Annotated in this window: 25 protein-coding genes; 12 read left to right on the top strand and 13 right to left on the bottom strand. The window is 71.0% G+C overall.

Going from position 1 to position 23,188, the window contains the following annotated elements:
* The first annotated feature begins 161 nt into the window (after positions 1–161).
* From cobF to BJ981_RS08265, 3 genes are all read left to right on the top strand, one after another.
* Positions 162–911 carry a precorrin-6A synthase (deacetylating) gene (cobF, locus tag BJ981_RS08275; RefSeq protein WP_204070514.1) on the top strand — a complete coding sequence of 250 codons (750 nt, stop codon included), beginning with the start codon at positions 162–164 and terminating at the stop codon, positions 909–911.
* A 496-nt stretch (positions 912–1,407) separates the two neighbouring features.
* Positions 1,408–2,307, top strand: a complete 900-nt coding sequence (locus BJ981_RS08270; protein WP_184609537.1) for a manganese catalase — start codon at positions 1,408–1,410, stop codon at positions 2,305–2,307.
* A gap of 27 nt (positions 2,308–2,334) precedes the next feature.
* Positions 2,335–2,592 carry a hypothetical protein gene (locus BJ981_RS08265; RefSeq protein ID WP_184609535.1) on the top strand — a complete coding sequence of 86 codons (258 nt, stop codon included), beginning with the start codon at positions 2,335–2,337 and terminating at the stop codon, positions 2,590–2,592.
* Between the two features lie 785 nt (positions 2,593–3,377).
* Here the strand turns inward: BJ981_RS08265 and BJ981_RS08260 are convergent.
* Both BJ981_RS08260 and BJ981_RS08255 read right to left on the bottom strand, forming a co-directional pair.
* Entirely contained in the window at positions 3,378–3,578 is a 201-nt protein-coding gene (locus BJ981_RS08260) for a hypothetical protein (RefSeq protein ID WP_184609533.1), read from the bottom strand.
* A 447-nt stretch (positions 3,579–4,025) separates the two neighbouring features.
* Positions 4,026–4,613, bottom strand: a complete 588-nt coding sequence (locus BJ981_RS08255) for a hemerythrin domain-containing protein (RefSeq protein WP_184609531.1) — start codon at positions 4,611–4,613, stop codon at positions 4,026–4,028.
* Positions 4,614–4,805: 192 nt separating this feature from the next.
* Between BJ981_RS08255 and BJ981_RS08250 the strand changes: the two genes are divergently transcribed.
* Positions 4,806–6,008 carry a hypothetical protein gene (locus tag BJ981_RS08250; RefSeq protein ID WP_184609529.1) on the top strand — a complete coding sequence of 401 codons (1,203 nt, stop codon included), beginning with the start codon at positions 4,806–4,808 and terminating at the stop codon, positions 6,006–6,008.
* Positions 6,009–6,093: 85 nt separating this feature from the next.
* The gene (locus tag BJ981_RS08245; protein WP_184609527.1) at positions 6,094–7,092 is read left to right on the top strand and encodes a hypothetical protein; all 999 of its coding nucleotides are present in this window, start codon (positions 6,094–6,096) and stop codon (positions 7,090–7,092) included.
* On the opposite strand, the gene BJ981_RS08240 is transcribed toward BJ981_RS08245, so the two are convergent.
* Together BJ981_RS08240 and BJ981_RS08235 are read right to left on the bottom strand one after the other, a co-directional pair.
* Positions 7,076–8,155, bottom strand: a complete 1,080-nt coding sequence (locus BJ981_RS08240; protein ID WP_184609525.1) for a DmpA family aminopeptidase — start codon at positions 8,153–8,155, stop codon at positions 7,076–7,078. The genes BJ981_RS08245 and BJ981_RS08240 overlap by 17 nt on opposite strands.
* Positions 8,155–8,760, bottom strand: coding sequence for a TetR/AcrR family transcriptional regulator (locus tag BJ981_RS08235; RefSeq protein ID WP_184609523.1), 606 nt, complete (start codon positions 8,758–8,760; stop codon positions 8,155–8,157). Before BJ981_RS08235 ends, BJ981_RS08240 begins: the two co-directional genes overlap by 1 nt.
* 114 nt (positions 8,761–8,874) lie before the next feature.
* Here BJ981_RS08235 and BJ981_RS08230 point away from each other — a divergent pair, with 114 nt between their 5' ends.
* Positions 8,875–10,329 (top strand): APC family permease, encoded by a 1,455-nt coding sequence (locus BJ981_RS08230; RefSeq protein WP_221314672.1) that lies wholly within the window; start codon positions 8,875–8,877, stop codon positions 10,327–10,329.
* Between the two features lie 157 nt (positions 10,330–10,486).
* On the top strand, positions 10,487–10,972 hold the full coding sequence (locus BJ981_RS08225) for a MarR family winged helix-turn-helix transcriptional regulator (protein ID WP_184609521.1): 486 nt from the start codon (positions 10,487–10,489) through the stop codon (positions 10,970–10,972).
* Here the strand turns inward: BJ981_RS08225 and BJ981_RS08220 are convergent.
* From BJ981_RS08220 to BJ981_RS08205, 4 genes are all read right to left on the bottom strand, one after another.
* A complete protein-coding gene (locus BJ981_RS08220) occupies positions 10,945–11,307 on the bottom strand; it encodes a hypothetical protein (RefSeq protein WP_184609519.1) in 363 nt (120 codons plus the stop codon). The genes BJ981_RS08225 and BJ981_RS08220 overlap by 28 nt on opposite strands.
* 178 nt (positions 11,308–11,485) lie before the next feature.
* Complete coding sequence (locus BJ981_RS08215; RefSeq protein ID WP_184609517.1) at positions 11,486–12,103, bottom strand: thioredoxin-like domain-containing protein; 618 nt, start codon at positions 12,101–12,103, stop codon at positions 11,486–11,488.
* 91 nt (positions 12,104–12,194) lie between these two features.
* Positions 12,195–13,133 (bottom strand): M56 family metallopeptidase, encoded by a 939-nt coding sequence (locus tag BJ981_RS08210; protein ID WP_184609516.1) that lies wholly within the window; start codon positions 13,131–13,133, stop codon positions 12,195–12,197.
* Complete coding sequence (locus BJ981_RS08205) at positions 13,130–13,492, bottom strand: BlaI/MecI/CopY family transcriptional regulator (RefSeq protein WP_184609514.1); 363 nt, start codon at positions 13,490–13,492, stop codon at positions 13,130–13,132. Before BJ981_RS08205 ends, BJ981_RS08210 begins: the two co-directional genes overlap by 4 nt.
* A 376-nt stretch (positions 13,493–13,868) precedes the next feature.
* On the opposite strand from BJ981_RS08205, the gene BJ981_RS08200 reads away from it, so the two are divergent.
* The 4 genes from BJ981_RS08200 (at position 13,869) to BJ981_RS08185 (ending at position 17,390) form a co-directional block, all read left to right on the top strand.
* Complete coding sequence (locus tag BJ981_RS08200) at positions 13,869–14,984, top strand: cation diffusion facilitator family transporter (protein ID WP_184609512.1); 1,116 nt, start codon at positions 13,869–13,871, stop codon at positions 14,982–14,984.
* A gap of 122 nt (positions 14,985–15,106) precedes the next feature.
* Positions 15,107–15,952: a transporter substrate-binding domain-containing protein gene (locus BJ981_RS08195; RefSeq protein WP_204070513.1), complete on the top strand. Its 846-nt coding sequence runs from the start codon at positions 15,107–15,109 to the stop codon at positions 15,950–15,952.
* Entirely contained in the window at positions 15,952–16,599 is a 648-nt protein-coding gene (locus tag BJ981_RS08190; RefSeq protein WP_184609508.1) for an amino acid ABC transporter permease, read from the top strand. Before BJ981_RS08195 ends, BJ981_RS08190 begins: the two co-directional genes overlap by 1 nt.
* A complete protein-coding gene (locus tag BJ981_RS08185; protein ID WP_184609507.1) occupies positions 16,596–17,390 on the top strand; it encodes an amino acid ABC transporter ATP-binding protein in 795 nt (264 codons plus the stop codon). Before BJ981_RS08190 ends, BJ981_RS08185 begins: the two co-directional genes overlap by 4 nt.
* A gap of 155 nt (positions 17,391–17,545) precedes the next feature.
* On the opposite strand, the gene BJ981_RS08180 is transcribed toward BJ981_RS08185, so the two are convergent.
* The 5 genes from BJ981_RS08180 to BJ981_RS08160 form a co-directional block, all read right to left on the bottom strand.
* Positions 17,546–18,274, bottom strand: coding sequence for a ZIP family metal transporter (locus BJ981_RS08180; protein WP_184609505.1), 729 nt, complete (start codon positions 18,272–18,274; stop codon positions 17,546–17,548).
* Positions 18,275–18,357: 83 nt separating this feature from the next.
* Positions 18,358–19,122: a DivIVA domain-containing protein gene (locus BJ981_RS08175; RefSeq protein WP_184609504.1), complete on the bottom strand. Its 765-nt coding sequence runs from the start codon at positions 19,120–19,122 to the stop codon at positions 18,358–18,360.
* A gap of 298 nt (positions 19,123–19,420) precedes the next feature.
* Positions 19,421–19,816 (bottom strand): ArsR/SmtB family transcription factor, encoded by a 396-nt coding sequence (locus BJ981_RS08170; RefSeq protein WP_184609502.1) that lies wholly within the window; start codon positions 19,814–19,816, stop codon positions 19,421–19,423.
* Positions 19,817–20,012: 196 nt separating this feature from the next.
* A complete protein-coding gene (locus tag BJ981_RS08165) occupies positions 20,013–20,975 on the bottom strand; it encodes a hypothetical protein (RefSeq protein WP_184609500.1) in 963 nt (320 codons plus the stop codon).
* Positions 20,972–21,490 (bottom strand): RNA polymerase sigma factor, encoded by a 519-nt coding sequence (locus BJ981_RS08160; protein WP_239139535.1) that lies wholly within the window; start codon positions 21,488–21,490, stop codon positions 20,972–20,974. The genes BJ981_RS08165 and BJ981_RS08160 overlap by 4 nt, the downstream gene beginning before the upstream one ends.
* A 273-nt stretch (positions 21,491–21,763) precedes the next feature.
* Here BJ981_RS08160 and BJ981_RS08155 point away from each other — a divergent pair, with 273 nt between their 5' ends.
* Positions 21,764–23,188 (top strand): Ig-like domain-containing protein, encoded by a 1,425-nt coding sequence (locus tag BJ981_RS08155; protein WP_184609496.1) that lies wholly within the window; start codon positions 21,764–21,766, stop codon positions 23,186–23,188.

Here is a 23,188-nt window from a genome sequence, read left to right as displayed (position 1 = left end):
CCAGCAAATCAACCCCCCGGACCCGGGACGCGTCCGCCCCGTCATCCCGGCCATGCTCTGGATGTACCCGGGGGCGGCCCTCCTGCCGCGGCGCCCGCGGTCACGATCTCCCCGTACCCCGGGCGGTGGCCCCGTCGGGCGGGGAGGGCAGACTCGTGCGGGTGAAGCGCATCCTCATCATCGGCATCGGCGCCGGGGACCCCGATCACCTGACCCTGCAGGCGGTCAAGGCGATGGCCCGCGCCGACGTGTTCTTCGTCCTGGACAAGGGCGAGGTCAAGGACGACCTGACCCGGCTGCGGCGGGAGCTCATCGAGGCGCACGCCGAGGGCGCGTACCGCGTGGTGGAGGCCGGTGACCCCGAGCGCGACCGGACCTCCGCCGCCTACGGCGCGGCGGTGGAGGACTGGCGGTCCCGCCGCGCGCGGATCTGCGAACGGCTCATCCGGGACGAGCTCGCCGACGGGCAGACCGGCGCGTTCCTGGTGTGGGGCGATCCGGGCCTGTACGACAGCACGCTCGCCATCGTCGAGGAGATCCTCGCCCGGGGCGACGTCCGTTTCGACCACGAGGTCATCCCGGGGATCAGCAGCGTGTCCGCGCTGGCCGCGCGCCACCGGGTGAGCCTGACCCGGGTGGGCCGTCCGCTGCACGTCACGACGGGCCGCCGCCTGGCCGAGGGCGGCGCCACGGCCGACGACCTGGTCGTCATGCTGGACGCGCACACCGCCTTCGGCGACCTGGACGGCGACTTCCACATCTACTGGGGCGCCTATGTGGGCACTCCCGACGAGATCCTGGTGGACGGCCCGGTCGCCGAGGTCGCCGGCCGCATCCGCGAGCTACGCGACCAGGCCCGCCGCCGCAAGGGCTGGATCATGGACACCTACCTGCTGCGACGCCGCCCATAGGGGCCGGGCGGCGCGCCGCCCGGCGGAGGTCACGCGGGCGGCCTCGCGGTGATCAGGCGCCATCTGAGGCCGTCGCACTCGGCCGGGAGGGGCGGGAATCGGTGGCCTGAGACCTCGGTGGACCACAGGTGTCCACAGGGACCGTCGCATTCGTAGATTCCGCTCCGCGGCGCTTTCATACCGGGATGCCAGCTTTCCCGCGCACCAGCCATGACTCCGGCATACCCGCTTATATGTGGCGAAATCACCTGATGAGCGCCGTCGAACCGCCGCATGGCAATGGTCCAGCGAATTGCCGCCGCCCGACCTGGAAAGCGTAATAAACAGGCTACCTGCCTTATCGAATGCAACGTCGTGGCATGAATCGGTATCGGGGGTCGTGTCCCGATCAGGGAGACGTCGCCGTGCGTGATCGCATGGGGAAGGCGTCCCGCCGTGGCGATCGGCGCCGGCCGGTTCCCATGGTCTTCCCCGTCAGCGATGAAGGAGCGGTCCCGTGTTCATGCACACCAAGCGGCTGCAGTTCGAGGCGAAGCCCGACAAGCCCGACCCCGTTTACGCCCGCAAGCTCCAGGAACTGATCGGCGGGGCCTGGGGTGAGATGACCGTCACCATGCAATATCTCTTCCAGGGGTGGAACTGCCGGATGCCCGGCAAGTACAAGGACCTCATCATGGACATCGCGACCGAGGAGATCGGTCACGTGGAGATGCTGGCCACGATGGTCGCCCGCCTGCTGGAGGGCGCTCCGGCCACGGCGGTGACGAAGATGGCCATGACCGACCCGGTGGTGGGCGCGGTGCTGGGCGGCATGGACCCGCAGCAGGCCATCGTCGGCGGGGGCGGGCCGCTGCCGGCCGACAGCAACGGCTACCCCTGGAACGGCCGGTACATCGTCGCGAGCGGCAACCTGCTGGCCGACTTCCGGGCGAACGTGGCCGCCGAGGCGCAGGGGCGGTTGCAGACCGCGCGGCTGTACAACATGACCGACGACCCCGGGGTCAAGGACATGCTGAAGTTCAACCTGGCCCGGGACACGCTGCACCAGAACCTGTGGCTCAAGGCGATCGAGGAGCTCAAGGCCGACGGCCTGGAGGACACCGTGGCCCCCAACGCGCTGTTGGACGAGGAGTACGCCGAGCACGCCCAGACCATCTGGGACCTGTCGGAGGGCACCGAGGGCACCCTCGGCGGCTGGGCCTCGGGTCCGCAGCCCGACGGGCGGCACGAGTTCGTCTACCTGATGGATCCGCGGCCGCTGGGCGACGTGGGCATGGCGCCGCCGCCCGACCCCAAGCTGTACGACACCTACGACGGCAGCCTCGGCGAGCCCAAGGGCCCGGCCCTGGGCACCGAGACCGGGCCGCTCGGCAAACTCAAGGACAAGCTCACCTGAGAGCGCCGCGCCGCACAGGGGGCGGCGGTGCCGAGGTTCGTCCGTGACCGGGACTGGGACGGCCGTCTGGAACGGCTGCCGTGCCCGGCCGGCGATCCGCCCGCCCGGGCGGCGGCGCGCCGGGCGCTCGGCACGCTGATCATCTGCGCCACTCCGGGCAGCCTCGTCGTCGACTGGCCGTCACACCGCCCCCCGGAGAACTCGGAGCACGCCCCGGAGGCGTCGATGCTGGTCCACCTGGTACTCCCGGGACGCCCGGCGCTGACCAGGGCCGTGCTCCGGTGACCGGCCGGCGCGTGACGCGGGTCGCGTCACACGACGCTGCTCGCGTACGGCTTCGGCGGCTCGTCGAGAAGAGCTGGTTGTAGGTGCCGGGCGTGAGCACCCGGGGGTTCGGGACGGCCAGCCGGGTGCGCATGGCGAGCGCCTCCAGGCCGGCCAGCGTGAAGAAGACCGTCCCGGTCACCATGTAGCGGCGGCCGATGTGCTTGTGGTCGACCGAGGTGACCCAGCCGCGCAGTCCGTGCTCCTCCTGCCACTCGCGCGCGACCCGCTCGCCCGCCGCCTCCTGCGCCACGTCGAGCGCCTGCGTCGCGTCCCGGATGCCCGAGCCCGCCGCCTAACGCAGGGTCTCGAGGTAGGCGATGAGCGCCTGCGACTGGCCGGACGGCAACGGCTGGGGCGGCATCTTGTTGCCCGGTTCGAACGTCCGGAAGTTGGAAATCCCGCCGCCAGGAAGCCGCGGTTGTTCGGCACCGTCCCGGCCGCCAGGAACTTCCGGCCGCCCACGTGGGTGAGGTCCGGGCCGATGCGCCCGGCCGCCGTGGTGCCGCGGACGGTGTGGCAGGATCCGCACGCCGCCGCCTGGAGCACGCGCAGCCCGAGCGCAGCCCGCCCCGTCCGCGGGGCCGCCGCGGGACGCGCCTGTGCGGCCAGCCACGCCGCGAGCGGCGTTCAACTCACCACGGGCACGGCTCGGCAGGCGGGTCGTCCGCCGCGACCACCGGCGAGCGTCCCCCGTCAGCCCGGCGGGTTCGGTCGGCGCCCGCGCGAGCGAAGCCGTGCGCCGGTCAGGCCCGGGTGGGCTCCTCGTAGCCCTCGTCGTCTCCGTAGACGTCCCGGTCGGGGTCGGTGTGCGGCTGCCCGGCCGGGTCGGTCGGGGAGGCGGTGGACTCCTCGGCGAAGTCGGGCACGTCGTGCTGGTCCTCCTGCCCCGCACGGCGGTCGGCCAAGGGCACGTCCTCGTCGTCGGGGCGCGCGTTCTTCGACATCTTCCCTCCATCTCCCCGGCGCCGTAGGAGGTCGCCGGGTGCCGGACGGCCTTCATGACGGCCGTGCGAAAGGTTAGAGGCCCCGTACAGGGGTACGGGACGGGCTCAGTAGCACGACAGCACGCTGATGACGCATCACGAACGTCCGACATGGGAGTTCGACGGAACCACGTCGCGGCGCCGGCCTGGGCGCGGGCGGCCCCTTCACCGGAGTGACCGGTGGGGCCGGCCGGTGGGCCGCCTCCGACGGCCTCGCGATCCCCGCGGACCGGCCGAGGGCCGTGTTCCCGCAGCCGAAAGTCCGGTGTGTCCAGAGCACCGGACTCCCCGGCGCCCGCGGGGATCGTCGAGGCTCTCAAGCTCTCGCGAACCGGAGGAGACCCGCCACCGGATCGACGAGTCGCGCGCCGAGATGACGCGGAACCGCTGTTCGACCACGTCCGCGGGTCAGTCGCCTTTGCCGGTGACCTGGCGGATCACGTCGCGGACGCGGTCCATCATCGCCACCGGGGTGCCGACGAGGATGTTCTTGGTGGCCGACTCGATGCCGGGATGGGGATGGGTCGGCGCCATCGCCTCGGCGGCCCGCACCCCCGCCGCCAGCGCCCGCCGTTCGGTCTCGCTGGTGTGGCCGCGCAGCTTGGTGAACTCGTAGCGCTCCTCGCTGCGGGCGTGCGCCTCCACGGCGACGCGCAGCAGGGCCAGGTTCTCCGCGAAGTCCGGCGCGTCGGGACCGGCCTGGTCCATCCGCATGAGCAGTTCCTTGGCCTCGTTCTCCTCGGCCAGGCGATCGTCCACGATGGCGTCGCCGCCGTCCAGCTTGCGGCGGGCGTACGGATGGACGATCTCCTCCTCGGCGGTCTCGTGGACGGCCAGCAGGCGCACCAGCCGGGTGAAGGTCTCCCACCTGTCGGCGTCGGACGCCTGCTCGACCTCGTCGAACAGGTCCCTGATCATCCCGTGCTGGGCCACCAGCAGGTCGATGACGTCGTCCTCGCCCGTCGTCTCGGGGGCCTGGGTCCGCGTGTCCGTCATGTGATGCGTCTCCTCTCGTGCACGGCCCACGGCCTACCCCGCGTTTCCCCAGCTCACCCCCTGCCTTACCAAGTACGCGCCGTCTCCAGTGGCGACCGGGGGCATCGCTCGGCCGGCCCTCGGGTACGTCCGCCGACAGCGGGCCGTCACCGATCGGCCCGCCGCAGCCACCCAGCGTGAGGGAGTTCGGGGATGGCCTTCAACCCGTTGCGGGAGCGTGGCATCCCGCTCGACAAGCAGGTGCGCGACTGGCGTGAGCTCAACGTCATGCCCATCGATCCGGACCACTCCGATCCCTACACCCGGTGCCGGATCATCACGATGAACGGCATCGAGGTCGAGGCCATCTTCTTCGGACACCAGCTGGCGCGGCACTGCCCGAGCGTGGAGCTCAAGCAGCAGCTCGCGCGGGTGCGGTACATCGAGGCGCAGCAGCAGAAGGCGGTGAACTGGCTGCTGCCGGGCCTGGCCTCGGTGCTGGAGACGACGATCGCCTACGAGCAGGTGGCGGTGGACCTGACCGCGTGGGTGGCGCGGATGGAGCCCGACCCCTACCTGCGGCAGGCGTACGAGTTCGGCGTGCTGGAGGACTTCGATCACCTGTACCGGTACGCCAACCTGTACGAGATGATCGAGCACCGCAAGGCCGAGAAGATCGTCGACGCCCTGACCGAGGTCATGCCCGGCAGGCCCACCTACCTGCACCACCGCGACCCGATGGACAACGTCCGGGAGCCGTACGACAGGAACAGCGCGGCGCCGATCTCCAAGCTGCACGCGTTGACGATCATGTCGGCCGAGCAGCAGACGATGAACTTCTACATGAACGTCGGCCCCACCTACATGGAGCCCATCGCCCGGCAGCTCTACCAGGAGATCGGAATGGTGGAGGAGGAGCACGTCACCCACTACGAGTCGCTGGTGGACCCGGGCGAGAGCTGGTGGGAGATGCTGCTCAACCACGAGTACAACGAGTGCTACCTGTACCACTCGTTCATGGAGACCGAGTCCGACCCCAAGGTGAAGAGCATCTGGGAACTGCACCTGAACATGGAGCTGGAACACCTGCGCCTGGCCGCGGAACTGTTCAAGAAGCACGACGGCCGCGACCCCGAGCAGGTGCTCGCGCCGGAGCTGCCCGCCCCGGTGACGTTCGAGCCGAACAAGGGGTTCCTGCGCGACCTGCTCGCCACCCAGATCGACTACACCACGCTCGGCACCGGATACGTCCAGGACGCCCACGAACGCTTCCAGCGCATGCAGGAGGCCGTCATGGGCGGTGAACGGCCGCCGTCCGAGCAGGTCATCGAGGACAACCAGCACAAGTCCGGTGAGGAGTACCGCCTGGAGACCGACGGTCCGCACCCCGTGCCCAGCCTCCGGCTGCACCGCTGACCGCACACCCTGGCCGGCGGCCGGCCCGTGGAGAGAAGGTTCTGACCCGTTGTGGCGGCGCGCGGCGTCTCCCTAGAGTCGGACCGTGAAGATCGGGGAGGCGCGGGCGGTGGCGGCGCGCTGGGTGGCGGGCCACCGGGTTCCGGGCTTCGCGGGCGCCTACATCAGCGGCTCGGTCGCCTGGGCGCCGGTGGACGCGGAACTCCCGGCCACCTCCGACGTCGACGTGGTGATCGTGGTGCGCGGCGAGGTCCCGCCCAAGCTGGGCAAGTTCCGGCACGAGGGCCTGCTGCTCGAGGTGAGCTACGCGCCGTCGCAGCCGGCGGAGCAGGTGCTGGCCTCACCGGCCTTGGCGCCCGGGTTGAGCAGAGGCGTCCTCGTGTCCGATCCGGACGGATCGCTCGCGGCCCTGCACGCCGCCGTGGCACGGGATTTCGCCCACCCGCGCTGGGTTCGCGCGCGATGCGCGGCGCTGGAGGCCCGCATCGAGACCCTGGCCGGCCTCGACACCGGCCGGCCGCTCGCCGCGCGGGCGCTCGCCTGGGCGTTCCCGGCGAGCCTGCCGACGCTGGTGGTCCTGACGGCCGCCGGCGTCAACCCGACCGTTCGCCGCCGCTACGTGGCGGCCCGGGAGGTGCTCGCGAGCCACGGCCGAGCCGGGTTCCACGAGGAGTTGCTCGCCTGGCTCGGGTGCGAGAACCTCTCCAGGTCGCGGGTCGCCGCGCATCTGGAGCGGCTGGCCGACGTCTACGACCGCGTGCCCTACGACCCGGCGCGGCCGTACGGCAGCGACCTCACCCCCGAGGCCCGGCACATCTCCATCGACGGCACCCGCGAGCTCGTCGACCAGGGCCTGCACCGCGAGGCGACCTGGTGGATCGTCGTCACCTTCGCACGCTGCCTGACCTTCGCCCCGCACGGCGCCGCCGCCCTCGAAGAGCTGCTGGACGACCTCGGCGTGGGCACCCCGGAGACGATGCGGCACCGGGCCCGGGCGGCACTGGCCGGACTACCGCGCCTCCGGCGGGTCCGCGAGACCCTCCTCACCCGGTCCGGGAGGACGGGCGTCAGCGACGGGAGGTGAGCACCGCGTCCACCAGGCGGTCCACGGGGATTCCGGGGGAGCGGCGGCCGGACCGTCCGGTCATGGTGGTGGCCGCGACCAGGGCGTTGAGCACCGCCTCCTCGACGGAGAGCACCACGGCGGCGAAGAAGTCGTCGAGCCGGTTCCACGGGATGTGACGAAGCCGGTCGTAACCCGGCTCGCCCCGCGGGAACTCCGACGGGGTGAGCACGTTGCCGGTGGAGAACGCCAGGAAGATGTCGCCGGAGAAGTGCGAGCCCGTGGTGCCGGTGCGCGCCAGGCCGAGCGGCACCCGCCGGGCCAGCGCCGAGCACTGTCCGGGCAGCAGGGGCGCGTCGGTGGCGACGACGGCGATCACCGATCCCGCGCCGGGCGGGTGCTGCCAGTCGCCGTCCTCCATGGGGTTGTCGTCGGCCAGCAGCGTCCCGACCGGCACGCCGCACACCGTGAGCTCCCTGCGGGACCCGAAGTTGGCCTGCACGAACACGCCGACCGTGTAGGTGTCGGCGCCGTAGGGCACCACCCGGGACGAGGTGCCGCTGCCGCCCTTGAAGGCGTAGCAGTTCATCCCGGTGCCGCCGCCGACCGATCCCTCGGCGACCGGCCCGCCGGCCGCGGCGTCGATCGCGGCGACGGCGTGCTCGGGCCGGACGTGCGGGCCGTTGATGTCGTTGAGATAGCCGTCCCAGGTCTCGGCGACGACGGGCAGCAGCCACTCGTCGGCGACGCGCGGCTTCTCCCGCGCCGTCCAGTCGATCACGCCCCGGTGGCACGGCCCCACGGCGTGCGTGTTGGTGATCAGCACGGGCAGCCGCAGCGCGCCGGTCTCGTCGAGCAGCACCGTGCCGGTCATCTCGCCGTTGCCGTTCAGCGAGAACCGGCCGGCCGCGCACGGCAGGTGGACGTCCTCGCGGGGGCGCGGCAGGATCGCGGTGACGCCGGTGCGGACCGCGTCGCCCTCGATCAGGGTGGTGTAGCCGACTTCGACGCCGGGCACGTCGGTGATCGCGTTGAGCGGCCCGGTTTCTCCGGTCAGGGGCAGGCCGAGGTCACGGGCACGCATCAGACATCCAGTTCGCAGCGGGTGGCGTCGGCCGCGTAGGCGATGAGCATCGCCTCGGCCGCCGATGGGGTGAAGGTGGGCACGGCCTGGGTGATGTGCAGCCCGAGGCCGTCCTCCAGGGCGACGAGGCCGCGCGCGATGGTGGCGGCGTCGCGGGTCAGGGCGAACACCCCGGTCGCCGCGCCCGTTTCGAGGATCGCGGTGTAGAGGCCGGCCTGGCGTTCGTACAGCCGGATGTGCTCGGCGGCGTAGGCGGGGGTGCGGCGGGCGTACGCGCCGAGCTCGTAGAGCAGGACGCACAGCTCGTCGTCCTTACCACTGGGCAGGCCCGCCTTGATGGTGCGCACGAGCTTGCGGCGCGGGTCGGTCTCATGGCGCGCCGCCTCCTCGCGGTCCACGCAGAACCGTTCGACGGCGTCGCGCTGCACCTCGTACAGCAGGTCGTCGAGCGTCGGGAAGTAGTACAGGACCGAGCCGGGGGACATGTCGGCCTTGTCGGCGACGTCGCGCAGTCGCAGACCGAGCACGCCCCGGTCGAGGACGGCCTGGCGAGCGGCGGCGACGAGCTCGCCGCGCCGGTGATGTGCTCGGCTTGGTCGTGGCATGCCGGCCATTCTTCAACCGATCTTCGAAGAACGCAAGAGCGGCCAGATCGTGACCTATCGTGACTCAGTCGTGCTCAACCATGCTATTGACGTCGGCAGGGATCGAGTTCTTTGATGACCAGTCAAAGAACCACGACCGAGGAGGCCGCCATGTCGGATCCGTCGTCGTCATCCTCCAGCCCGCCCCTGCGCCGAGGTCTCAAGGTGCTCGGCACGCTGCTCATCACGCTCTCGGCCATCACGCCCGCGTCCTCTGTGTTCATCATCGCGCCGGGCGTGGTGGGCCAGGCGGGCAGCGGCGCGTTCTGGAGCTTCGTGATGGCGGCGGTCGTGGGCATCTTCATGGCCTTCGTCTACGCCGAGCTGGCCTCGGCCTATCCGGTCAGCGGCGGCGAGTACGCCATCGTCGGCCGCACCCTGGGCAAACTGCCCGGTTTCGTCATCCTCGGCCTTCTGGTGGTCACGCAGCTGCTGATCATCGCGGTCATCGCGCTGGGCGTCGGCACCTACCTGGCGGTGCTGTTCCCCGGCGTGCCGGGACCCGTCGTGGCCGCGGTGACGACGGCGGCGGCGACCGTGCTCGCCGTGTTCGACATCAAGCTCAACGCCTGGATCACCGGTGTCTTCCTGGCGATCGAGATGATCGCGCTGATCGTGGTGAGCGCCCTCGGGTTCTTCGACCCGGCGCGATCGCTCGGCGAACTGCTCACCTCGCCCGTCGCGGCCGTGGACGGCGGCGTCGCCCCCGTCTCGGTCGGGTTGATCGTCGGCGCGGCGGCCGTGGCCATCTTCGCCTACAACGGCTACGGCTCGGCCGTCTACTTCGGCGAGGAGACCACGGACGCCCACCGCGGCATCGCGCGCGCCATCCTATGGGCGCTGGCGATCACGGTCGTGGCCGAGCTGGTCCCGATCACCGCCGTGCTGCTCGGCGCGCCGTCGCTGGAGGAGCTGTTCGCCTCCGACAACATGATGGGGCTCTTCGTCTCCACGCAGGCGGGCGAGACCGTGAACACGGTGATCAGCCTCGCCATCGCGCTGGCCATCATCAACGCCGTCCTGGCGATCATCCTCATCTCCTCGCGCATGGTGTTCAGCACCGGCAGGGACACGGCGTGGCCGGGCGCGGTCAGCCGGGCGCTGGCCGCCATCCACCCCCGCACCGGCACCCCGTGGATCGCCACGCTGGTCACCGGCGGGTTCGCCACCATCCTGTGCTTCGCCGACGAGAAGCTCCTGCTCGTCGTCACCGGAACCTCTCTCATCGTGGTCTACGCGGCGCTGTGCCTGGCCGCGATCAACGGACGGCGCAACGGCACCACCGCGCACGCCGCCTACCGGATGCCGTGGTTCCCGCTCGCGCCGGTGCTCGCCCTGGCGGCGCTGGCCTATGTCATCTGGCAGAACGCGATGGACCCCGAGGCCGGGCGCACCAGCCTGCTGATCACGGTGGGCGTCTGCGCCGTCGCGGCCCTCTACTACGCGCTGGTGCTGCGCGGGCGCGACAAGTGGGTGCTGCGCGGCCCGGAAGAGGAGGACACGACCGCGCCGGAGACCGCGGCGCGCTGACGCCCGCGCCCCCGCTTCGCGCGATTCCGCCTGGGCGGCCCTTCCGCCGCCCGGGCGGGCCCGCTCCACGCGGATCCCGCCGCCGGGAGCCCGGCGCCGGCGGTGCGGCGTCCTCGAATGTCGCGGAGCGGCCCGCCGGATTCGGTAGAACTATCGCATGACCGAGTCCAGGCGAGATGATCCCGAGGCGGTGGTGTCGGCCGTCCTGACCGGATCCCGGCTGCTGGTGGCCATCGCCGCCCGCTCCCTGGCCGCGGTGGAAGACAAGATCACCTTGCCCCAGTTCCGGATGCTGGTGGTCCTGGCGGGGCACGGCGGCACCAAGCTGGTCACGCTGGCCGAACGGCTGAACGTCAACCCGTCCACCGCCATGCGGATGGTGGACCGTCTCACCGCCGCCGGTTTCGTCGCCCGCCAGATCAACCCGGACAACCGCCGCGAGGCCGTCATCACCCTGACCCCGGAGGGCCGGCACATCGTCGACGAGGTCACCTCCCGCCGGCGCGCCGAGATCACGCAGATCGTCGCCCGGATGACCTCCGGGCAGCGGCGCGCTCTGGTCGAGGCCATGAACGGCTTCAACGAGGCCGGCGGTGAGGTCCCCGTCGAGGGCGACTACCCGCTGGGCTGGCCGGAGCCCTGATCGCCGCCATGGAGCGCGATCTCCCGGATCGCCTCTCCCATGGTGGAGCGGACGTCCAACGGCCCGCCCTCCTCCGCCGATCCCAGCACGGCCGCGTTCCCGCAGACCAGGAGCAGGCCCCCGGCCGCGCGGGCGTGGTCGGTCCCGTTGCGCAGGACCGTCACGCCCTCGGTCCGCGCCGAGGCCAGTTCGCTGACGTCGACGATGATCCGCGGCGGCAGCATGAGGGCCAGCGCCCACGCCAGGCGCTCCTTGAGCGCGCTATAGGTCGACGGCCCGAGGTGTCCGCGAAGGCCGATCACGACGAATCGTGAGCTCACGACCATCGAGGTCACCAGAAGTTCCCCCGCCGCACCGGGGTCGGGGCCGTGAGACGGCGAGGACGGCGGGTACATGATCTTCTCCGGGCAGCGGTGATGACCTCGCCGACCAGACTTCCCGGCACACCGCTTCCCGACCTTAGCAAACCACTGTCCTATGCAAAAGTTGCACCCTGCAATGATGCCTCGCCGTTCACGCGACGGGGTCTCCCGTGCCTCCTGTGCAGGGAGCGCCGGGCTCGGGGGCGTCGATGCTCTGGGCGTACTTCTGGAGGAACGCCGGGAGGCGGGCGTCGTCGGGGCCGCGCAGGGCCAACTGCCTACCCCAGGCGCTGGCGGTCACCGGGGAGGTCAGGCCCTGGTAGGGGGAGAGGATGGCGTACGGCTGGGCCTGTACCAGGGCGCGCAGCCGGGCGACGTCCGCCTGCGGCAGGTCGGGCCGGTAGGTGACCCATACCGCGCCGTGCTCCTGCGCGTGCACCGCGTTCTCGTCGCGCACCGGCTCCGGGTACACCCCGCAGTTGAGCCACCGCGGGTCGTGGTCTCCGCCGGCCGGAGGGGAGTGGGGATACGTCACCGTCGCGGTGGTGTGCTTGCGCGCCGAGATGTTCAGCGTCCGTACCTCCGTCAGGGCGCCTTTCGCGCGTTCGCCGGCGACCAGCACCACGACCGTGGTGGCGATGACGCCGACGGCGGCGGCGGAGCCCGCGACCACGACGGTCCGGCGCAGGCGTTCGGCCTTGTGCTGGCGTGCCCGCAGGCCGGAGAGCCGCTCCTTCCTGCTGGGGGTCTGGTGCGCGCTGTCGGTCATGTGGCTCCGATCCCTCACAACTTCTACAAGTCGTAGAAGTTCTAGGGCATGAGCCATACGGCGGCCATAAAGCCGCCTCCCTTGCGAGGCGTCAGACGGTGACGCAGGCCAAGGGGGCGAGCAGCACGGCGACCGGCCCGCTCAGCAGGACGCCCGCGCTCGCGTACGCCACCGACGGCGCCCACCGCTGCCGGTCGTGCTCCCCCTTACCGGTCAGCCGCCGCACGCGGTGCACCACACCGGTGTCGGCGAACGCCTGGGCCCGCGTCGGCGTCACCGCACCCGCCGTCGCCATCCGGTAAAGAGCCTGCGCGAGCACCGCGTCCCCGTGGACCCGCCGCGCCCGGTCGTCGGCGAGCATCTCCAGGAGCAGGGGAACCACCTGACGGGCCGTCCGCGCCGCCGGGAGCCAGGGGAAAGCCCGGGCCAGGGCGATGAACGGCAGCAGGAGCAGGTCGTGACGTCCTTTCAGGTGCGTCCGCTCATGGCCGAGCAGAGCCTCGATGTGCTGATCGTCGAGGACGGCGAAGGTGCCCGAGCTCACCACCACCCGGGAGCGCCGGCCGGGGATGCAGTAGGCGATCGGCGTGGGGCTGGGGATCACGGAGAAATCGTGCGTGTGGCTCGGGTCGGCGACGACGTCCAGCAGCAGGCGGAGACGTCTCTGCTCGGCGAGCGTGGCGCCGCAGACCCAGGCCGTGTGCGTGACGAGCCAGGCGATCAGGGCCGCCGACCAGACCAGTCCGGCGATATGTCCTGGTCCGAGCCCCTGCAGTCCCTGCCCCTGCACGATCTGCCGGCCGAGGGTGTGCATCCCGTGCGGGAACGCCGCCGCCAGCGGCGCGACGGCGGCCACCAGCCCCAGTCCCACCGCGCCCAGCCCGGCGCCGAGGCCGATCGCCTGCCACAGCGCCAGAGCCGCGCGGGGGCGCAGGTGCGTCCACCGGGCCATCGCCAGCCGGTCCAGCATCCGGCCGTTGAGCAGGACGGGCAGCAGCGCGGCTCCCGTGGCGAGCATCCAGCCGGTCATGCGCCGTCCTCGTCGTCGCCGCGGCCGTTCAGCGCCTCACGCAGGGCGGCCGCCACCTCCGGCGACACCGTCCCGACGAAGTGGCTCACCGCGGCTGCCACGTCGCCCGCCTCGTCGAGCGCCGCCTGCATGGCCTGGGCGACGAAGGCGTCCCTGTCGCCGGCGGCCCGATAGACGTGAGCGCGGCCACGCCGTTCCCGCGCGACCATCCCCTTGCGCGACAACCGGACCAACACGGTCAGCACCGTCGTCACCGCGGGCCGCGGATCGAGGGCGTCGGCCACCTCCTGCGCGAACATCCCGTCCGGCCGATCCCACAACGCTTCCATGACCGATCGTTCGAGGTTCCCCAGTCGCACCCGCCGACCTCCGCCCGCTCCAGGGCCCTGCCGAGAGGAGAAGAATACTGAGCGCCGTGGACGCCACGGGACGGCGGACCCCGTCGCGCGCGTGCGGCGTGCGAAAACTAAGCATAAGTGTGCGTAATTCCATATGTTTCTCTATTTCGTACTGTATGGACCGGTGGAGGTCGGTGGCGTGCGCTGACGCGCGCCTCCATTAAATCCGAATAAGTGATGATAGGTGCCGCTGAGCTGCGGATGTGATGGCGATCGCGCGCAATCAGATTCGCGGGAACGCTGGTGGACGGGAAATATATTTCCTACGCTTTTACATATGAGCAGAGGTTCAGGCATCGTTGCGCGGTGCGATGCGCGGTCGTGAAGGAGTCTCTCCATGACGGGACCGGCGCGACATCACTTCGACCGGCACGGCCACGAGAAAGGACACGGGCACGGGCAGGCGTCGCCCCCCGCTCGTACAGGCACGCCGCATCCCAAGCCGGCCGTCCGGGACGCTCACGCCCACGGGCACGGGCACGGGCATGGGCATGGGCACGGGCACGGGCATGCCGTCTCGGCGGACGCGGATCGGCGGTACCTGATCGCCGCGCTCGCCCTGCTGCTGCTGTTCATGGTGGGCGAGGTGATCGCCGGGCTCGTCGCGCGGTCGCTGGCGCTGATCTCCGACGCCGGGCACATGCTCACCGACACGGCCTCGATCCTGTTCGCCCTGGTGGCGATGCGCCTGGCGCTGCGTCCTCCTCGCGGCGGGTTCACCTACGGCCTCAAGCGCGCCGAGATCCTGTCGGCGCAGCTCAACGGCGCCACCCTGCTGGTGCTGGCGGGACTGTTCTTCTACGAGGCGGTGCGGCGGCTGCTGGCGCCTCCGCAGGTCGAAGGCGGCCTGGTCCTGGTCACCGCGCTGATCGGGATCGCGGTGAACATCGCGGCCACCTGGCTGTTGAGCAAGGCCGACCGGTCCAGCCTCAACGTCGAGGGCGCCTACCAGCACATCCTGAACGACCTGTTCGCGTTCATCGCCACGGCCGTGTCGGGAGTCGTGGTCATGCTCACCGGGTTCGTGCGGTGCGACGCCATCGCGACCCTGATCGTCGCCGCGCTGATGCTGAAGGCCGGGTACGGCCTGGTCCGCGACACGTCCCGGATCTTTCTCCAGGCCGCGCCGTCCGGACTGGTCCCCGCCGAGATGGGGGCGCGGCTCGCGGGCCAGCCGGGGGTCGCCGAGGTGCACGACCTGCACGTCTGGGAACTCACCTCCGGCTACGCCTCGGTGTCCGCGCATGTGTTCGCCGGCCCCGGCAGCGACTGCGGCGCGCTGCGACGCCACCTGCAGGAGGTGCTCGTCACGGCCTACGGCATCACGCACACCACTCTGCAGGTCGATCCGGTCCCGCTCGGCGACGGCGCCGGCGCGGCCGCGGGGACGTGCGTCGACGTGTTCCACTGCGCCGATCCGCACGGGCCGCACTACCGGTCTCCCCGGAACTGACCACCCCACCGTGGCAGCAGGAGGGCGCTCCGATGGTCCCCCGGCCGAACCTCCCACCCATCCGCGGCCGTGCGCGACGGCTCGCGGAACCGGCGATGACAGGCGGCGGGCACCGGCTTCCTGTGTCCGCCGCCCTCACAGTGATCATGATGGCCTGCCTGACCGGCGTCGCGTGCTCCGGCGGGACGGGCGAGGACACGCTGGAACGCGTGCGCGCGGCCGGGGTCCTGCGGGTGGCGCTCACCCAGGCCAACCCGCCGTGGAACTTCCTCGACCGCGACGGCCGGCCCGCCGGGTACGACGTGGACGTCGCCCGCGAGGTGGCACGGCGCGTGAAGGCCGCGCGGGTGGAGTTCGTCGGATCCGACTACGCGAGCTTCATCGGCGGCATCCGGGCCGACCGCTTCGACATCGTGATCTCCGGCCAGACGATCACGGCACGGCGCGGCGAACAGGTCGGCTTCTCCCGGCCCTACGCCGTCAACGCCGTGTCGATCTTCGTGCGGCGGGGCGATACCGCGATCCACGGCCTGAGCGATCTGGCGGGCAAGCGGATAGCGGTGTCGGAGGGCACCGTCGAGGCCGAGTTCGCCCGCGCCCGCGTCCCCGGCGCCGATCTGAGGATCTACAAGAACGCCACGCTCGGCCTCACCGACCTGTCCTGGGGGCGCGCGGACGCCGCCCTGGTGTCCCGGTTCCTCGGTCTCCACCTGACCGCCGAGAAGGGGCTGGCCATCCGGCCCGCCGGGCCGATCCTGCGCACCGACGCGCTCGGCATGTCGTTCCGCAAGGAGTCCACGGCGTTCAAGCGGGAGGTCGACGGGGCCGTCGGCGGCATGATCGCCGACGGCACGCTGTCGTCCATCTCGCGCCGCTGGTTCGACGGCCTCGACATGGCGGCCGAGTTGCGCGGGCTCGCGCCGAAGCTCGGCGGGACAGGCACGCAAACGACTGGAAAGGAGGAGTGATGGACCTGATCACCGCGTCGCTGCCCAGCCTGCTGAGCGGGCTGGCGATCACCGTCGTCCTGGGGGGTGTGTCGTTCGCCCTGGGCTTCCTGATCGGCGGTCTGGTCGCGCTGGCGAGGATCTCCCGGTTCGGCGTGCTCAAGGTCGCCGCGATCGCCTACGTCTCGGTGTTCCGCGGTACTCCGCTGCTGATCCAGCTCATGCTCGTCTACTTCGGGCTTCCGCAGCTCGGCGTGCGCATCCCGCCCATCCCTTCGGCGATCCTCGCCTTCACGCTCTACTCCGCCGCCTATCTGAGCGAGAACTTCCGCGGCGGCATCCTGGCCGTCCACGGCGGCCAGTGGGAGGCCGCGGGCTCCCTCGGGATGCCCTATCACCGGATCATGAGCCGGATCGTCTTCCCGCAGGCGCTGCGGGTGGCGACCCCGGCCATCGGAAGCCGCTTCATCGCGTTGATGAAGGACACGTCGCTGGCCTCGGTGATCACCGTCGTCGAGCTCACCCGGGTCGCGGAGAGCGTCGGATCCTCCTCCTTCCGGTACGTGGAGGCGTTCGTGATCGCCGGTGTCGTCTACTGGCTGGTCAACAGCGCGCTGTCGGCGGGACAGGAGATCCTGGAGCGGCGGATGGCGAGGGCCTACGCATGAACGCGGTGGCCATCGAGGCGCGGGGACTGCACAAGCACTTCGGTGAACGGCAGGTGCTCAAGAGCGTCGACCTGACCGTCCGCACCGGTGAGGTCGTGGCCGTCATGGGGCCCTCGGGGGCCGGCAAGACCACCCTGATCCGTTGCCTGAACATGCTGGAACGGCCGGAGGCGGGAACGATCCGCGTCCAGGGGCACACGGTGAACTGCTCCTCGCCGCCGGACCGGCGTCAGCGGCGCGCGATCCGCGACATCCGGATCCGCACCGCGATGGTGTTCCAGGAGTTCCACCTCTTCCCTCACCTCACGGTCCTGGAGAACGTCATCGAAGGGCCGATATCGGTGCGGGGTCTGCCCCGCTCCTACGCCATCGAGGTCGGCGAGCGCCTGCTCGCGCGCCTGGGGATCGACGACACGCGGGATCGGCATCCGGCGAGGCTCTCGGGCGGACAGCGGCAACGCGTGGCCATCGCCCGGGCCATGGCCATGGACCCGGAGGTCATCCTCTTCGACGAGCCGACCTCCGCGCTCGACCCCGAGCTCGGCGACGCCCTGCTCGGCACGATGCGCGGCCTCGCGGCGCGTGGCATCGCGATGGTGCTGGTCACCCATGACGTCGCCTTCGCCGGGCGGATCGCCGACCGCGTCGTCTTCATGGACTCCGGCTACATCCTCGAAGACCACCCGCCACGCGTCTTCTTCAGCAACCCCTCCACGCCCCGCGCCAAGTCGTTCCTGCGGCTGATGCCCGACGCCGACACCCCTCCCCCGGCGCTGGAGAACACCAGCTGATCCCGATCCCTCCTCCCGCGACACCCGGCCGGCCACCGGAGTCACGCGGAGGCGTGCCACGACGACCATGACCACCCGACGGCCGATTAGGCCCTGACCCGCGCGAGAACTCCGGCGAGAGAGCCGTACGGCTCTCTCGCCGGAGTCGTGACCGGTCAGTGCGCGAGCAGCAGCAGGGCGCCGATGCCGACCGCGGCGGCCGCGGCCACCGTCACCTGCCAGGGCGACAGCCCGCCCCGCTCCCGGGTGGCGAGCTTCAGCCCCACGAACGCCGTCCGGAGCATCACGCCGGTGACCATCGCCAGCAGCACCGGAACGGCTCCGCCCGGGATCGGGCTGACGAAGGCGGTGACGACCCCGACGGCCGGGCTCACGCAGGCGGCGACCATCCATGGCGCCACGCGTTGCCCGGCGATGTCCAGCAGGGCCGTGAGCGCGAGCCCTTCGCTGGCGGAGTGCACCATCAGCGCCAGGACGACGACCACCGACCCGGTGAGCGCCAGCGTCGCCCCCTCGATGGCCCGGTGCGCGGTCAGCGCCGTCGCCGTGCCCATTCCGCCGAACAGCGCGGCGTCGATGACCTGCTTGATCGGCCGATGCCGGCCGGGCGCGTGAGCTCCCGCCGGCCGGCTCCCCGAGTGGTCGTGGCCGCATCCTTTGCGGGTGAAGTAGGTGATGACCAGGAAGCCCACGGCCATGGCGATCCCGATCACCCAGAGGGCGACGCCTTCCTCCCGCGCGTCCCTCCAGGCGTCGGGGAGCATGTCGGTCACCGCGGTGATGAGCATCACCGCGGAGGCGGCCGCCAGCCAGCCCGCCAGGCGCCGGGAGTTGGCTCTGACGAGCCACGATCCCGCGAGCGTGGACAGGGACACGAGGATCACGGCGATCCATGCCCCGCCACGGGGCGCCTGTCCGTTCAGTACGGGCCCTCCGGCCTGTGACCAATGGTTCAGCATGATCGCCGTCACTTCGATGGTCCGGCGGCTTGTGGGGTCCGGCCGAGCGGCCCGGCGTCCTCCGCCGCGGGCTGCTCCGTCGCGGCGGCATGCGCCGAGGAGGGGTCCAGCTCGCGCAACAACGCGTCCGCCTGACGTTCCAGGTCCCGGACGAGCGCGTGGATCTGCCGGGCCTGGCTTTCCATGCTGCCGGTGAAGCGGGCGCCGTAGTCACGCGTCAGGGCGTACAGCTCGTGGATCCGGCGCTCACGGGTCGAGCGCAGGCCGTCCAGCTCCGCCATGGCCGCGCGGTGCCGGGTCGCGGCGTCGCGCTCGCGCACGGCGGCCGCGGCGGCCGCGGCGTCCTCGACGGCGTCCGCGCGGGCGTGCGCCTGGGTGATGATCTCGGCCGCCTGCTCGTGAGCGTCGCGGATCACCTGATCGGCGGCCTGCTGCGCGACGGCGACGATGCGCGCCACGTTCTCGCCGGCCGAGGTCTGGGACGGGTCGCCGGAACGGGGGAGCGCGCCGAGCCGGGCGGTCAGGACGGCTCTCTCGTGCAGGAGGCCGGTCAGCGTGGCCTCGACCTGCGCGAGGAAGCCGTCCACTTCCGCCATGTCGTATCCCTCGCGGAAGCGGACGGTGGAGAACACTTTGTGGTGGACGTCGGCCGGGGTCACCCCGCCGCCGTCACGGTGGTTCGAAGTGACCGCCGGCATCGAGGTCCCGGTGACGACGTGCTCCGGTACGTGGTCTCGATGATGCGGGTCGTGGTCCCGGTGTTCGTCTGACATGGCCTGCCTCACCAAGCCCTTCAGGCGTTTCGGAGCGTGCGGTGCACATCCCGCGAATGCCCCTTTTCCAGCCTAATAACGGTCCGCGACTGGATGATTACCCTGCGCCATCGGCCGGGAAACGCTGATACTGCAACCTCTGATTAATTGTTCAGATGTAGCTGGAACCCCAAGCGGGCGTCAGGGCTTGGTGGTTGACGCCATGGTGGGAGCTTTCCGCTATGAATGCAGGAAGAGCGCATTATGGTGGAAATGTACCCATTATCGGCCGGTTCTCGGCCCGCTCTGCATTCAGCCTTCATGCGCCTTCGACGGGATATGCCGTGAATTGGTCCTGGCGGGGAAGCTCGTGGCGCAGATGCTCACGACTGAGATCCAGCAGCATGCGCACGTGCACGTCGGCGAGCCGGTAGTAGATCATCCGCCCGGCGCGGCGACTTGTCACGATACCTGCGGTGCGGAGCAGGCGGAGAGCATGCGAAACGGCGGTGTCCGTCACGGCGACGACCGATGCCAGATCACAGACGCACAACTCGCCGGATTCGAGAAGCGCGTACAGGAGTTGCGCGCGGGTGGGATCACCGAGCAGGCGAAAGAGATCGGCCAGCCGCGCCGCCTCCTCGGCCCTGAGAAGCCGGTCACGCGTCCCCGTCAGCCTGCTTTCATCCGGTCCCTGCTCCGCGCATCGATGCAACCGCCGACCTCCGTAGGCACTGAAGGAGTGGTGTCAAGCGTCCACGGTGTGATGTTACCGCCGGTATATCGGCGAAGCGAAGACGGCATTGGCGCGGGGATGGCGTTGGTGAGCTATTCGGTGGTCCGCGCCGATGCCGTCTCCGTTCCGTTCACACTTTCGGCTCCGGTGACGTACGCGCCTTCTGGCGGCGCGGCTATTCCTTGATGACGTCGTCGCGCGGACCGCCGTAAACAGGGTTCCTGTCGAAGCGCTTTTCCGTGACGAGCAGGCGGATCAGCCCCGGCCGGCGGATGGACTGCTCCGCCTCCCAGACGATCCAGTCGTCGCCGACGGGCCGGCTCTGCGTGCGCACCTCGCCGAAGCCGCCCGGATTGTCCGGCGCGACCGCCATGATCAGATAGGTGACCTTCAACCCGCGCCTCTCGAGTTCGGGCCGCACCTCTCCGACCGTCTTCTCGTCCACCCGGAAGCCGGAGAGCGAGCCGCCCTTCGTGGTCGCCGGCCGATAGTCGGGCTCGATCACCCTCACCTCGCGGGACGCGTCGGGCACCAGGACGCACGGGGCGACCGGGCCGCTCATGAGGATCGTGCTGGTCGAGCGGTCGCTGATCGTCCAGACGAACGTCTGGCCCGGCTTGAACAGCTTGGTGTCGATCCGCATCTGCCAGCCCTCGCCGCCCTCCTCCCCGGGAATGTTCTCCGGCACCGAGTACAGGCCGCGCGGAACGTCCTCGGCATAGGCGCCGCGCGGCTCCTCGCACCACATGCCCGGCGGCGCGTAGTCGACGATGGCCGGGACGTTGAGCTCTTCCAGCCGCTTCGCCAGTCCTGCCTTGTCGCGGAAGTTCCGGACCTGGACGTACACGACGCCGTCAGAGTCCTTGGTGACCGCGTAGGAGGAGGTGCCGCCGTCCTTCAGCAGCAGGCTCGGCCCCACGACGATGCCCCCGGCGAGCAGCCCCGCGCCCACCAGCCCCACGGTCAGCCGCCGGGCGGAGTGGCGCCGGGGCCGGGGGGCGGACGGTTCCGGCCGCTCGGCGGTGATCGCGGTCAGCAGCTCGCGCGCCCCGGGGCCGGCCGCGTGCCCGCCCGGCCTGCCCGGTTCCACCCGGGCCAGCTTCCGTGTGATCACGTCGATGTCGTCGATGTCCTTCATGAGAACCGTCCCTCGGCCGGGGTCAACCGGCCTTCCAGTGCGAAGTGCACGTCCGCCTCGGCGAGCGCGCGGGCGAAGCGCCTGCGGGCGCGGTGGAGTCTGATGCGCACGGCGTTGCGGGACAGGCCGAGCACGGTGGCGATCTGCTGCCGGTCCAGCCCCTCCCAGGCGACCAGGGACAGCAGTTCCCGATCGGCGTCCGGCAGGGTGCGGAAGATCTGCGCGATCGCCGTCAGCTCGACCCCGCTGTCGGGCGCGGCCTCGTACAGGTCGGCCATCTCGGCGTCGAGCTCCACGCTGCGGGCCTGGCGGCGCACCTCGCCCCGATAGTGGTTGGCCAGCACCTTCCGTGCCACGCCGTACAGCCACAGCGTGGCCTGCTCTCCCTCCGGCACTTCGGCGATCCGCCGCCAGGCGATGGCGAAGGTCTCCGCGACGACGTCCGCCGCATCCTGCGGCGAGTCACAGCGGCGGGCCGCGTAGGCCGTGATCTGGCCGTATGTCGCTCGGTACACGGACTCGAACCTGGCCGGCTCCTCAGCCACGGGCCGGTCCCGTCCCCGATGTCGTCGGCATCCCCATGGCCGCCTCCTTCATGTCGCGATGTACGGACACCTAGGCCTATGTCGGGAGCCGGGCCATCATTTCGCGTCAGGACGCGGAGACTTCCGTGATCACTCGTCGCCGGGGACGCGGGTACGACACGGAATCTTCGCGACGGCACAAGCGGCGACGATCACATCACTCTCGGTAACATCACTGTGGATTTGATCTTGGATGTGTTCCTCATGACCGATCGGAGTTCCATGGTGATGTCACAACGCCCGAGGTCCGCGCTCGCCGTACTGGCCTGCGCCGTGACGGCACTGCTGATGACGCCGGGAACGCCGGCGCCGGCCGGCGCCACGACGCGGCAGCCCGCCGCGCGGACCGTCACACACGCCGCGGCCGGGCCTTGTGTCCGGCAGGGGCAGGCGAACTACCCCGTCGACTATTACTGGAAGAACGTGCTGGGCATGCGGCTCGGCGGCGGGTCGGTCTCGGTCGTCACCTCTCCGTCCCTCTGGGGCGGGCAGATCGCGCCGGGGAGCACCTTCACCGTCACCCTGACCCACCGCACGAGCCAGTGGCCGCTGCTCGTGCGCACCTACACCACCACCTGGGACCTGTCGTCCCTGCTGGCCGGCGCCGACGTCATCGGCCAGTCGGGCACCGGCGCGATCAACGGCACCACGTTGTCGATCACTTCGCCCGGCTCCAAGACCGACCCGTCCGCCAAGGTCATCACCTTCCGGGTCCGCCAGGGCACCGCCGGACGCGGCATGACCATCCGGCCGAGCGGGATCAGCAGCGTCATCGCCTTCCCGGGCCAGCTCGGGAACAACACCCCCGCCCCGCCGATCCAGATCGTCAACGGTCAGTCGATCTCGCCCACCTCGGCCGCCGACGACACCGCCACCGCACAGGGCAGGCCCGTCACCGTGCCCGTCCTGGCCAACGACACCGCCACCGCCCCGGTGATCAGCGGCGTCACCGCCCCCGGCCACGGCACCGCGACCGTCTCCGGCAACGCCGTCGTCTACACCCCCGCCCCCGGCTTCGTCGGCACCGACACCTTCACCTACACGATCACCACCGACTGCGGCACCGCCACCGCCAAGGTGACCGTCGCCGTCCCCTGCACCGACACGCCCGTCACCCTGGCCAACGGCGGCTTCGAGGCGCCACCGGTGACCGGATACCAGATGTTGCCCGACGCCTCGACCAACCCGGCCATCGGCTGGCACACCACCGCCACCGACAAGCTGGTGGAGTTCTGGCGCACCGGCTACGGCGGGGTCCCGGCGGCCGACGGGCAGCAGTTCGCCGAGCTCAACGCCAACATGTTCTCCACGCTGTACCAGGACCTGCCCACCGTTCCCGGAACCGTCATGACGTGGTCGCTGTACCACCGGGGCGTCGCCGGCGCCGACACGATGCACGTGCTCATCGGCGCGCCCGGCGCGACCGTGGCGCAGACCCCCGCCGGGGCCTCCTCGCCCGACATCACCGACGGCAACACCGCCTGGCGCCGCTACACCGGCACCTACGTCGTCCCGCCGGGACAGACCGTCACCCGGTTCTCCTTCCGGTCGGTGTCGACCGCGGGCGGCAACCCGGCGACCGGCAACCTCCTGGACGGCGTCGTCTTCGAGACCCCGCGCTGCCCGTAG

This window comes from Sphaerisporangium krabiense (assembly GCF_014200435.1).
GTDB lineage: Bacteria > Actinomycetota > Actinomycetes > Streptosporangiales > Streptosporangiaceae > Sphaerisporangium > Sphaerisporangium krabiense.
Note: the sequence above shows the minus strand (reverse complement) of the source record. Positions and strands in the feature narration are given on the sequence as shown.